Source organism: Streptomyces sp. BB1-1-1 (assembly GCF_031597775.1).
GTDB lineage: Bacteria > Actinomycetota > Actinomycetes > Streptomycetales > Streptomycetaceae > Streptomyces > Streptomyces thinghirensis.
Genome location: NZ_CP134203.1, coordinates 1,593,340 through 1,605,281, shown reverse-complemented (window position 1 = coordinate 1,605,281; position 11,942 = coordinate 1,593,340). Strand labels below are relative to the sequence as shown.

Here is an 11,942-nt window from a genome sequence, read left to right as displayed (position 1 = left end):
GACGGCTCCGCCGCCGTCACCTGCCGGTAGGGCCGGACTCAGCGGGTACCCGGACCCCGCACAGCTGAGGGGAGATGAGTGCTCATGGTCTCGCAAACCGTCTCGCGAACCGCGAAGGTCCCCTCGGGAGACGCGAGCCTGGACGGCGACCTGACGCTTCCCGCCGGGGCGCCGGGGGTGATTCTTTTCGCACACGGCAGCGGCAGCTCACGACTCAGCCCCCGCAACCGCGCGGTCGCCGCCGGTCTGCACCGGGCCGGGTTCGGCACGCTCCTGCTGGACCTGCTGACCGAGGACGAGGAGCGCGAGGACGCCGCCACGGCACGGCACCGCTTCGACATCGCGCTGCTGACCCGGCGGTTGACGGACGCCGTCGACTGGCTGGAGCGACGCCCGGACACCGCGGCGCTGTCCGTGGGCCTGTTCGGGGCGAGCACGGGAGCGGGGGCCGCGCTCGCGGCGGCCGCCGAGCGGCCGAACCGGGTGTCCGCCGTGGTGTCGCGGGGCGGGCGGCCGGACCTCGCAGGCGACGTACTGCCTCTGGTCACCGCCCCGGTCCTGCTCGTCGTCGGCGGCGGCGACGCGGCGGTACTCGATCTCAACCGGGAGGCCGCCGAGGAGCTGTCGGCACCCCACCGGATCCATGTCGTACCGGGCGCCACGCACCTCTTCCCGGAACCCGGCGCACTGGCACAGGTGACGGAGGCCGCCGCCGGCTGGTTCCGTGACCACGTGCCGGGAAGGCTTCCGTGACCAGGCGGGCAGGACCCGGCCGCCGTCCCCGCGGTCGGTCCGCCACGGTTTCACCGGCGTCCGGAGGGAAACCCCGGACAGTGGCGCACACTCTTCGCCTCGCGTGAGAAGGGCGGACACCAGGCCATGCGATTCAACGACCGCACGGAGGCCGGCCGCGAACTCGCCCTCCGGCTGAAGGAGCGGGCAGCGAACGGCGAGTTCCCGGACACCGTCGTTCTCGCGCTGCCCCGAGGCGGTGTCCCCGTGGCCGCCCAGGTCGCGCGGGCACTCGATGCGCCGCTGGACGTGCTGGTCGTACGCAAGATCGGTCTTCCCGGCCGACCGGAGGCGGGCATCGGCGCGATCGTGGGTGACGATCCGCCGCTGTTCGACCGACGGGCCCTGGAGATGCTCGGCCTGAGCGAACACCGCCTCGCCCCGGATGTGGAACGCGAGCGCGCCGAACTGCACCGCCGCGCTCTGCTCTACCGGGGTGACCGGTCCGCGCCCGACGTCAGAAACCGGACCGTGATCCTCGTCGACGACGGTCTGGCCACCGGAGCCACCGCCCGCGCCGCCCTGCGGCACCTGCGCGGCCTGGCACCCGCACGGCTGATCCTGGCGGTCCCCGTCGGTGCTGCCGAGTCCTGCGCCGAGATGCGCTCGGCGGCCGACGACGTCGTCTGCCTGTACCAGCCGTCGGACTTCCAGGCGGTCGGCCTCTGGTACGAGGACTTCGAGCAGGTGAGCGACGACGAGGTGACCGGGACACTGCACGAACTCAGCACCTCGACGCACGACGGCTGACGTACGGGGCCGGACCGCGCGACCGCGCGGGACCGCCCGGAGCACGGTCTCCCCATACACTCCGGAGCCGAACCGGGACCATGGACCGCCGTCACACACGGCCCACGCCCACCCTGGTTGTTCCGTCCATGCCAACAGTGGCATGGGCGCCGGATGATGCGCACACACCGATGACCAGGCACCTGGCATCGCTCCGAGAGCGCGTCCATCCTCCAGGAGGCAGCCGACATGGGACAGCCGCACCCTCCGCCCCGCGCCCCCAAGGGCCGCCACCTCCTCGAAGGCGTCCGCCGCTGGATCACCGCCGCGGCCGGCGCCCTCGCCCTGACCGCCGCACTGGTGGCCGCGGGCCCGCCGGCGTCCGCCGCAGGCCTGACCCAGGTCACCGGGTTCGGTACCAACCCCGGCAACCTGTCCATGTACGCGTACGTGCCCGACGCCCTGCCCGCCGGCGCGCCGCTCGTGGTCGCCCTGCACGGCTGCACGCAGAGCGCGAACGACTACTACGCGCACTCGGGCTGGCCGAAGTTCGCCGACCGCTACGGCTTCGCGGCGGTCTTCCCCCAGACGAGCGGCGCGAACAACGCCAACTCCTGCTTCAACTGGTTCCAGCCGGGCGACAGCGCCCGCGGCCGTGGCGAGGCACTGTCGATCAAACAGATGGTGGACGAGGCGATCTCGCGGTACGGCAGCGACCCCGGGCGCGTCTTCATCACGGGCCTGTCGGCCGGCGGCGGCATGACGGCGAACATGCTCGCCGCCTACCCCGACGTCTTCGCGGGCGGCGCCGTCGACTCCGGACTGCCCGCTTCCTGCGCCGACAGCGTGACCGCGGCCTACACCTGCATGTACAGCCCGCCCGACAGGACACCGGCCCAGTGGGGGAACCTGGTGCGTTCCGCCGCTCCCGCGGGCACCACCTCCTGGCCGCGCGTGGCGATCTGGCAGGGCACCGCCGACACCACCGTCCGGCCCGCCAACGCCACCGAGCTGCGCGACCAGTGGACCGACGTGTGGGGCACGGGCCAGACCCCCTCCCGTACCGAGAGCCTCCCCGGGGGCACCACGCGAAGCGTCTACGCCGACGCCTCCGGCCGGTCCGCGGTCGAGGTCTACTCGATCTCCGGCATGGCACACGGGCTCGCGGTCGACCCCGGCAGCGGCGCCGAGCAGTGCGGCACCGCCGGCACCTACTACCTCGACACCATCTGCTCCAGCTACCACACGGCTCTCTTCTGGGGGCTGGACGGCGACGGCGGAGGCGAGGAGCCCGGGACGCTGCCCGCCCCCACCGGGCTGACCGTCACCGCGACCACCGGCTCCACCGCCTCCCTGAGCTGGACCGGCGTCACCGGAGCGGCCTCGTACGCCGTCCTCCGCGACGGCACCGAGGTGGCGACCACGACGTCGACCACCTACACCGACTCCGGCCTGACCAGCGGCACCGCGTACGACTACACCGTGGCCGCCGTCGACTCCGCGGGCGCGGCGGGCCCGGCCTCGTCCACGGTCACCGCGACCACCGGCGGGTTCGCGCCCACGTGCCACACGGCGAGCAACTACGCCCACACCGTCGCCGGACGTGCCTACGCGGACGGCGGGTACGCCTACGCACAGGGCTCGGGTCAGCCCATGGGCCTGTGGAACACCTTCACCACCCGTACCCTCCAGCAGACCTCACCCGGCCACTACGTGGTCGCGGACGCTGGATGCCCCGCCTGACCACCGCGCCGAACGGTCCGGACACCCCACCTGGACCAAAGTCGCATCACCACCTCGCCTCTGGTCGAAGACGCTCCGAGCCGCCGGGATGATGTGCCGTCCGCGCCGCACGGACAGACTCGTTCGAGGCCGGGCGGCACTCACCCGCCACCCGGCCACCGAGCGAGCAGAGGGAGTGGGAGGCATGTTCGAGGAGACGCGGCGTCGGCGGGCCGCGAGGCGGGTCACGCCCGGGGACGGACGACCACTGAAGCCGTTCCGCTGGTGGCAGATGACTTTCCGGGCACTGTTCTACCTCCGGCTGACGAACGATGACGGCCGGCAGGCGATCTACGCCGTCGACGTCAGGCACTGGCAGAACAATTCTTCCGGCAACGTCAAAGCCGACCTGTACCTCGACGACAGGCACCACGCCCAGTCCGGACTCCCCGCCGCCTTCCCCGTCCCGGGCGGCACCGTCGAAGTGAGGATGAGCGCCTTCGGGCTCAAGCGCTGCCACTACGTCAGCGCCGACGGGGCCGAGTACCAACTCGTCCCGGACCGCGACTCCGCCGAAGGGCGCCGCGCGCACTTCGACCGCAGGCACCCCGCACTCAGCCGCGGGATCGGGTTCCTGTCGTCGATCGTGCTCGTCGTCGCCCTGTTCGTCCTCGTCGCACAGCTCGTCGAACAGCTCACCCTTTCCCAAGGCGTCTCCCAGCACGTCGGGACCTTCACCTCGCCCATCGATCTGTCGGCATGGGGCAACACCGTGATCGGGCTCATCACCGTCACGGCCAGCACGGAGCGAGCGCTGCGGCTGCGCTACAGCCGGCTGCTCGACGGCGCGGCGGGCTGACCCGCCCCCTGGACCGGTCCGGACGAAAGCCGCCACGCCCATAAGGACACCGCATGCGAAAGTACGTCGTTGCCGTTCTCGCCACCGTCATGGTGGCGCTGCTCACCTGGCAGGGGGCCTCGGCCGAAACGGCGCCGAGCACGTCACCCGAGCGCGTGAGCTGGGGCGAATGCCCGGACGGCACCTCACTGCCGGGACTGGAGTGCGGCACGCTCGAGGTGCCGCTGGACTACCGCGACCCCGAGGGCGAGAAGATCGCGCTCGCGATCTCACGTATGGCCAGCCCACAACCCCACAAGCGCCGCGGCGTGCTGCTGACGAACGCCGGCGGGCCGGGCGAACCGGGCCTGAACTACCCGTTGGTGCTGAAGTACTACGGCGTGCCGCAGAGCGTCCTGGACACCTACGACGTGATCGGCTTCGATCCGCGCGGGGTCGGCCGCAGCGCTCCGGTGACCTGCGACCTGGAGGGTGAGGCGACGGCGACGGCGAACATCCCGGAATACGCACTGGACTCGGCCGACGTCGCCGAGCGTGCCGAGTACGCCGCCGAGGTCGCCGAGAAGTGCGGATCCGCGGCGACCGCGCCGATGCTGCCGCACATCAGCACGGCCAACACCGCGCGCGACATGGACCGGATCCGAGCCGCGCTGGGCGAGCCGAAGATCTCCTACCTCGGCATCTCCTACGGCACCTACCTCGGTTCGGTCTACACCACGCTGTTCCCGCGCCGCAGCGCCCAGATCGTCCTCGACAGCGCGATGGGTCCGAAAGGCAGCGGCCCGTCGGCCTCCCGCGGCTTCGGGGAGGGCGTCGAGGACAGGTTCCCGGACTTCGCGAAGTACCTCTCCGAGCATCCCGAGTACGGTTTCGGCACCTCGGTGGAAGGGATCAGGGCGAAGTACTTCGAGATCGCCGCCCGGCTGGACGCGGAGCCGAGGCCGGACGGCTTCGACGGCAAGCGGTTCCGCAAGGTGACGTTCGAGAAGCTCTACCTGGACCAGTGGCTGCCCGAACTGGCCGAGATCTGGCGTGCCGTCGAGACCGGACAGCCCCTCCCGCAGACCTCACCGTCCGAGGTACCCGCCCGGCAGCCGGCCGACAACGCCGTCGCCGGACAGCTCGCGGTGCTCTGCAACGACCGCGACTGGCCGGAGTCCGTCGCCACATACCAGCGCAACGTCGAGGCCGACCGCTCCCGCTACCCGATGTTCGGTGCGGCCGCGGCGAACATCTGGCCCTGTGCCTTCTGGCCGACGGAACCGTCCGAGCCCCCGGTGAGGATCAACAGCCGAGGGCCGTCGAACGTACTGATCGTGCAGAACCTGCGCGACCCGTCGACGCCGTTGTCCGGTGCCCGTGAACTGCGCAGGGCGTTCGGTGAGCGGGCACGGATGATCACCGCGGACCAGGGTGGACACCTCGCCTACCTCTTCCTGAAGAACCGCTGCCTCAACGACAGGACGACGAACTTCCTCGTCACCGGAGAACTCCCGCGCACCGACGTCGCCTGCGCGGCCGAACCGAACCCGAACTGAGCCCCGCCGACCGAGCGCACTCACTCGTCCGGAGACGAGAGCCACCTTGTGGCGCCGGTGCCGACGACGACCTTGCCGAGCAGCCTCTTGGGGCGCGGGGCGCTCACGGCCGTTCCCGGTTGCGCCGTCGGCCGGTCGGGAGCGGTACGGGCTCGGCGCCGGCAACGACGGTGTTCGTCAGGGTGCCGACGCCCTCGACGGTGAGGGTGACGGTGTCGCCGGGCTTGAGCGGCGGCGGGGTCCGCTCGCCGCCTCGGCCCCAGAGTTCGGCGAGGCAGCCGCCGTTGCCGCAGGTGCCCGAGCCGAGGACGTCACCCGGTACGACGTGGGTGCCGCGGGAGGCGTAGGCGGTCATCTCCTCGAAGGTCCAGCTCATGTTGGACAGCAGGTCCTCGCCGACCTTCTCGCCGTTGACCTCGGCGGTCAGGGCCAGGCGCAGGAAGCCGTCGGCGTCCCGGTACGGTTCGAGCTCGTCGGCGGTGACGAGGTACGGGCCGAGGGTGGTGGCGGTGTCCTTGCCCTTGCAGGGACCGAGGCCGACTTTCATCTCCGCGCCCTGCAGGTCGCGCGCGGACCAGTCGTTGAACACGGTGTAGCCGACGATGTGGTCGCGGGCCCGCTCGGGCGTGAGGTCCCGGCCCTCCCTCCCGATCACGGCGCCCACCTCCAGCTCGAAGTCCAGTACGGCGGAGCCGGGCGGCATCGGAACGTCCTCCCGGTCGCCGTAGACCGCGTGCGGGTTGGTGAAGTAGAAGGTCGGCGCCGCGTACCACTGCTCGGGGACGCCGGTGACGCCGTCGACGGAGCGGCGTACGCCTTCGACATGTTCCTCGAAGGTGACGAAGTCCCGTACGGAGGCGGGCTGGAGCGGGGGCAGCAGCCGTACGTCGGAGACATGCGGGCCGGGCGGGACGTCGAGCGCCTCCCGGCCGGCGGCGAGCAGCCCGGGCAGGCCGTCGGTCTCCGTGAGCAGGGCGGACAGGGAGGAGACGCCCGGTAGCGGGAGGAGGGTGCCGTCGTCCTCCACGACGGCCACCCGGTGGCGGTGGCGGTGTTCGTAGGCGGCGAAACGCATGGCGGGCTCCAGTGGGAGGGCGGTCGGTCGGGACCCCCGGGGCCGGGGAGCCGGCTCAGACCGGCGGGGCGACGAAGACGCCCCGGTCGGGGTCGTTGAAGGACTCCTTGGCGACGAGTTCGTTCATGGGGTTGGCGGTGCCCCACTGGTCGGTGACCTCGGGCTGGGAGAAGTCGTAGACGTGGGGATGCCAGGTGTCCTCGTCCAGGTTCTCCAGCTCGGTGGTGTACTCGACGGTGTTGCCGTGCGGGTCGAGGAAGTACGTGAAGGTGTTGTCGCCCGCCATGTGCCGTCCCGGGCCCCAGATCTTCTTGAAGCCCGCCCGGATGACGCGCCCGGAGCCGCGCATGTACTCGTCGATGCCGCGCATCTCGAAGGAGATGTGGTGCAGGGCGGTGTGCGGGCCCTGGGCGATGGCCATGGAGTGGTGCCGGCTGCTGATCCGCATGAAGTGCATGACCTCGCCCATGTGCGGCGAGCTGAGCGTGTCGGACAGCGCGAAACCGAGGTGGCGCTCGTACCACTCGCGGGTGCGGTTGAGGTCGGGGGAGTTCAGGACGACGTGGGAGAGCTTGACGGGGATGGCCTCCTTCTCCTCGATCCTGCGGTGCCGGCGGACCTCGACGTCGGCGGAGACCTCGATGGTGCGGCCGTCGACGTCGAAGAAGCGGAAGCCGTAACCGCCGCCCGGGGTGTCGACCTTGCCCGGCCGGGAGATCAACTGCACGCCGCCCGCGAGCAGTCGCTCGGCGAGGGTGTCGACGTCCGCGGCGGACGCGGCGCCGTAGGAGACGAGGTCGAGACGCTTCTCCTCGGCCTTGCGCAGCCGCACGACGTACTGCTCGGGGGAGCCCTCGGCGGCCAGGAAGGAGATGCCGGAGTCCTCGGCGACCTTGGTCAGGCCCCAGACGCCGGCGTAGAAGTCGAGCTGCTTGTCGTAGTCGGGCACGGCGAGGTCGACGTGCCGCAGGTGGGTGAGCAGGCGCATGGTGTCAGTCCTTCCGGAGGAGGGCCGCCGCGTTGCCGCCGCGGACGGCGTGGAAGTCGGCCTCGGGGAGCCGTGCGGCGCGCAGCGCGCCGACCGGGTCCTCGGTGCCCATGTCGAAGGGGAAGTCCGAGCCGAGCAGGACGCGGTCCGCCCCGGCGACCCGGACCAACTCCCGCAGTACGTACGGGTCGTGGACGAGGGAGTCGAAGTACAGCCGCTTCAGATAGCTGCTGGGCGGGTGCGCGCAGCCGGCGCCCGCGTCGGCGCGGGCGGACCACGCGTGGTCGGCGCGGCCGATGTGGGTGGGCAGGTAGCCGCCGCCGTGTGCCGCGATCAGCTTCAGACCGGGGTGGCGGTCGAGTACGCCGGAGAAGATGAGGTGCGAGAGCGCGACGGCGTTCTCGGTGGGCTGGCCGACGGTGTTGGACAGGTACCACTGGTCCAGGCGCTCGTCGAGCGTGCACCCGAAGGGGTGCAGGAAGAGGATCGCGCCGGTCTCTTCGGCCCGCGCCCAGAAGGGCTCGTAGGCCGGGTCGGAGAGTTCCCGCCCAGGCGCGTGACTGGAGATCTCCACACCGGCCAGCCCCTGTTCCAGGGCGTGGTCGAGGGCGCGCACCATGTGGTGCGGGTGCTGGAGCGGTACGAGGCCGAGCCCGCGCAGCCGGTCGGGCGCCTTCGCACAGTGCGCCGCCGTGGCCTCGTTGGCGAGCCGGTACAGCTTCTCGGCACTCTCCTCGTCCGCCCAGTAGTGGTAGTGCGACGGCGAGGGGCTGACCAGCTGAACGTCCACGCCCTGCGCGTCCATCGCGGCCAGGCGCACGGCGGCATCGGTCAACCGGGGGACGCGTTCACGGACCATGGGCCCGCTGACCGCGAGCGCGGCAGGTCCGTTGCGCCGGGCGTCCAACTCCTTGGCCTCGGCGTGGCCGGGCAGGCCGGCCACGAGTGACTCGACCGCGGGGAGCAGGACGTGTGCGTGCACGTCGATGGTGGGCCGGGTCATGGCAGCTCCCTGAGCATGGTCATGGTGCCGGCCATCAGGCCCGGTACGTCGGCGTCCCGGACCCCGTCGAGCTGCCACCGCCCGATCTGCACCGACGCCTCGACGACCGGCCGGACGCGGGCGACGCGCCGCTCGTAGTACGCCTGGAACAGTGCGTCGTCCCAGACGTCGGAAGCGCTCAGCAGTTGCGCGAGCACCCAGGCGTCCTCCAGGGACAGTGCGGCGCCCTGGGCGAGGGTGGGCGGGCAGCAGTGGGCGGCGTCGCCGACGAGGACGACCCGGCCGCGGTGCCAGGAGCCCTCGACCAGCAGCCGGTCGAACCAGGTGTAGTTGACCTTCGCCGGGTCGGTGATGTGCTCGGTGATCTCCGGCCAGTGGCCGCCGTACGAGGAGGCCAGCCGGCGCATCTCGTCGGCGTACGACTCCGGCGGGATCGACGCGCGGTCCCGGTTGGCCTCGACGACGTACGCGTAGATCGTGTCCTCGCTGGTCGGGCAGTAGCCGGCGATGTAGGCCGGGCCGCCGTAGGCGAGGTCGGTACGGACGACGCCCGCCGGACGCGGGGCGGCGATGCGCCAGATGGCCATGCCGGTCGGTTCGGGCTTGTCCGTGATGCCGATCGCGGCGCGGGTGGCGGAGCCGAGGCCGTCGGCGGCCACCACCAGGTCGTAGCGGTGCTCGGAGCCGTCGGAGAGCCGGACGCGGACACCGTCGGGGCCCTGGCCGAGGATCTCGGCGGTGGTGCCCAGGCGGACCGTCGCGCCGCTGTCGCGCACCGCCTCGATGAGGATCCGCTGGAGCCGCGGGCGCTGCATGCCGACGGTCGCGGGCAGGTCGTCGCCGCCGGTGCGCAGGTCCTCCTGCGTGTGCAGGACGGTGCCGTCGGGGGCGGTGATGGCGACGGAACCGAAGCCGAAGCCGGACGCCTTCACCTGTTCCCAGACGCCGAGTTCGCGCAGGACGCGCAGGGCGTTGCCCTGGAGGGTGATGCCGGAGCCGGCGGTGGCGTTCCAGTCGTCCTTGGCCTCGACCAGGTCCACCGTGAGGCCGGCCCGGCGCAGCAGGATCGTCACGGCGTTGCCGGCCGCACCTCCGCCGATCACCAGGACCGTACGGGCTGTGCTCATGGGGAACTCCCTCGTTCCGCTGGTTACTTGACGGCGATCGGGTTGACGGGCGAGCCGACCGCGCCGGTGATGGGCAGCGGCGCCGCGGTGAGCCAGAACTCGTACACCCCGTCGTCGGCGCAGTCCTCGGCGAGGGCGTCCAGGTCCCACATCTCGCCGATCAGCAGGCCGATGTGCGGGATGGCGACCTGGTGCAGCGGCTGGAAGGCGTGCTCGAACTCGTTCGGACGGACCTCGAAGCCCCAGGTGTCGGTGGCGATCGCGGCGATCTCGCTGCCGTGCAGCCAGCCGGCCGTGGTGAACGAGAGACCGGGCGCGGGCCCTCCGGCGTACTCGCCCCAGCCGGCGCGGCGGACCCGGGCGAGCTGCCCGGTGCGCACGAGCACGAGGTCACCGCGGCCCACGCGCACGCCCTGGGCCCGGGCGGCCCTGGTCAGGTGCTCCTCGGTGATCGCGAAGCCGTCGGGCAGCTCACCGCCCTCGCCGACGACCCGGCCGACGTCCAGGAGCACTCCGCGTCCGGCGACGTGCGGGGCCATGTGCTCGATGCCGGTGACCAGGTCGCCGTCGGAGGTGACGACCTTCTCCGCGAGGCGTCCGTTCCACGCCCTGCCGTGGTCGAAGATGTGGCCGAGCCCGTCCCACTGGGTGGAGCACTGCAACGGCATCGCGATCACGTCGTCGGCGCCACCGATGCCGTGCGGCAGCCCCTGGTTGCCGAGGGCCGCGTCGGTGCCGGTGTCGAGCATGGTGTGCACCGGGTTGGTGCGCCGCCGCCAGCCCTTCTGCGGGCCGTCGATGTCGAAGCGCTGGGAGAGGGAGAAGCTGACACCCCGCCGGACCAGCGAGGCACCTTCGCGGCGCTTGGCCTCGTCGAGGAAGTTGAGGGTGCCGAGGACGTCGTCCTCGCCCCAGCGGCCCCAGTTCGAGCACGCCTTCGCGGTCCGGGCGATCGACCCCTCGGGGTCGGTGCGGTCCAGCGTCATCGGGCCTCCTCCGCCACGCAACGGGTGCGCTGGGCGCCGAGTCCGGTGATGGCGGCGTCCATGACGTCGCCGTCGCGCAGCAGGCGGCCCCAGTGCATGCCGTTGCCGGCGGGGGAGCCGGTGAGGACCAGGTCGCCGGGGAGGAGCCGGGCGGTCTGCGAGGCGTAGGAGACCATCCGCGCCACGTCGAAGATCATGTCCGCGGTGGACTCGTCCTGCATGGTCTCGCCGTTGAGCTGCAGCGTCAGACGCAGGTCGCCCGTGTCCCCGACCGAGGCGGCGGGCACGATCCAGGGTCCGAGCGGCGTGAAGCCCGGGGCGTTCTTGCTGCGCAGCCAGTCGGTACCGATCTGCGGCATGTCCCGGCGGAAGACGGTGGCGCGGTCGGTCAGGTCGTTGGCGATCGTGTACCCGGCGACGTGGTCCAGTGCCTCCTCGACGGACACCCGGTGGGCCGGCCGGCCGATCACCGCGGCCAGTTCCAGTTCCCAGTCGGGCTTCTCGGCCCACGCGGGCAGCACGACGTCGTCGTAGGGACCGGTGAGGGCGCTCGGCAGACCGATGAACACGTACGGCAGGTCCTCCGCCGCCCTCCGGTCCATGATCTCCGCCGCCTCCGCGCGCCGGTCCTCCTCGGGACGGTCGTCGCCCGGCGCACGGTGTGCGACGTGCAGGTCGATGACGTGCTGCCGGTAGTTGGCGCCGGACTGGAACACCTGGCGCGGTGCGACCGGCGCGTGCACCCGGAAGTCCGCGAGCGGCATACGAGGCCGACCGGCGTCGTCGGGCAGCGCCCGCAGCCGCGGCAGTGCCGTCTCCCAGCTCTCCAGCAGTGTCCGGGTGGTCAGCCGTTCGTCGTCGAAGGCGACGCGCAGATCGAGCACCTGGGCGTCGGCGGTGACGAGGGCGGGGAAGGCCGGCCCGCCCGGGGCCGACAGCGTGCCGAGGGCGAAGGGGCCCGCGAACAGTGCGGACGAGGGTGCGGGATTCACGTACGTGTCCTCCTGATTGCGATGGGGACTAATCTGGACCCGCCGCCACCGATCAGGGAAATCGATTCTGTGGATGACTACCATCCATGCCAGTGATTCCACCTGGTCAGCACCGTTCAGCCAAGGGAAGA

Annotated in this window: 11 protein-coding genes; 5 read left to right on the top strand and 6 right to left on the bottom strand. The window is 71.8% G+C overall.

From position 1 onward, the window contains the following. Nucleotides 1-84: 84 nt before the first annotated feature. The 5 genes from RI578_RS07445 to RI578_RS07425 all read left to right on the top strand — a co-directional run bounded on the left by RI578_RS07445 (nt 85) and on the right by RI578_RS07425 (nt 5,640). Complete coding sequence (locus tag RI578_RS07445) at nt 85-753, top strand: dienelactone hydrolase family protein (protein WP_310870344.1); 669 nt, start codon at nt 85-87, stop codon at nt 751-753. 126 nt (nt 754-879) lie between these two features. After that, nucleotides 880-1,542, top strand: a complete 663-nt coding sequence (locus tag RI578_RS07440; RefSeq protein WP_310870343.1) for a phosphoribosyltransferase — start codon at nt 880-882, stop codon at nt 1,540-1,542. A 228-nt stretch (nt 1,543-1,770) separates the two neighbouring features. Continuing rightward, nucleotides 1,771-3,264 carry a PHB depolymerase family esterase gene (locus tag RI578_RS07435; RefSeq protein ID WP_310870342.1) on the top strand — a complete coding sequence of 498 codons (1,494 nt, stop codon included), beginning with the start codon at nt 1,771-1,773 and terminating at the stop codon, nt 3,262-3,264. 184 nt (nt 3,265-3,448) lie between these two features. Beyond that, nucleotides 3,449-4,102, top strand: coding sequence for a hypothetical protein (locus RI578_RS07430; protein WP_310870341.1), 654 nt, complete (start codon nt 3,449-3,451; stop codon nt 4,100-4,102). A gap of 53 nt (nt 4,103-4,155) precedes the next feature. Then, nucleotides 4,156-5,640, top strand: coding sequence for an alpha/beta hydrolase (locus RI578_RS07425; RefSeq protein WP_310870340.1), 1,485 nt, complete (start codon nt 4,156-4,158; stop codon nt 5,638-5,640). A 103-nt stretch (nt 5,641-5,743) separates the two neighbouring features. On the opposite strand, the gene RI578_RS07420 is transcribed toward RI578_RS07425, so the two are convergent. The 6 genes from RI578_RS07420 to RI578_RS07395 are packed head-to-tail and all read right to left on the bottom strand — an operon-like array spanning nt 5,744 to nt 11,811. Then, complete coding sequence (locus tag RI578_RS07420) at nt 5,744-6,715, bottom strand: fumarylacetoacetate hydrolase family protein (RefSeq protein ID WP_310870339.1); 972 nt, start codon at nt 6,713-6,715, stop codon at nt 5,744-5,746. 55 nt (nt 6,716-6,770) lie between these two features. Further along, the gene (locus RI578_RS07415) at nt 6,771-7,703 is read right to left on the bottom strand and encodes a VOC family protein (RefSeq protein WP_310870338.1); all 933 of its coding nucleotides are present in this window, start codon (nt 7,701-7,703) and stop codon (nt 6,771-6,773) included. Between the two features lie 4 nt (nt 7,704-7,707). Continuing rightward, on the bottom strand, nt 7,708-8,706 hold the full coding sequence (locus RI578_RS07410) for an amidohydrolase family protein (protein WP_310870337.1): 999 nt from the start codon (nt 8,704-8,706) through the stop codon (nt 7,708-7,710). Continuing rightward, nucleotides 8,703-9,833: an FAD-dependent oxidoreductase gene (locus RI578_RS07405; RefSeq protein ID WP_310870336.1), complete on the bottom strand. Its 1,131-nt coding sequence runs from the start codon at nt 9,831-9,833 to the stop codon at nt 8,703-8,705. The genes RI578_RS07410 and RI578_RS07405 overlap by 4 nt, the downstream gene beginning before the upstream one ends. Nucleotides 9,834-9,856: 23 nt before the next feature. After that, nucleotides 9,857-10,819: a cyclase family protein gene (locus tag RI578_RS07400; protein ID WP_310870335.1), complete on the bottom strand. Its 963-nt coding sequence runs from the start codon at nt 10,817-10,819 to the stop codon at nt 9,857-9,859. Beyond that, nucleotides 10,816-11,811, bottom strand: a complete 996-nt coding sequence (locus tag RI578_RS07395; protein ID WP_310870334.1) for a fumarylacetoacetate hydrolase family protein — start codon at nt 11,809-11,811, stop codon at nt 10,816-10,818. The genes RI578_RS07400 and RI578_RS07395 overlap by 4 nt, the downstream gene beginning before the upstream one ends. Nucleotides 11,812-11,942 lie beyond the last annotated feature (131 nt).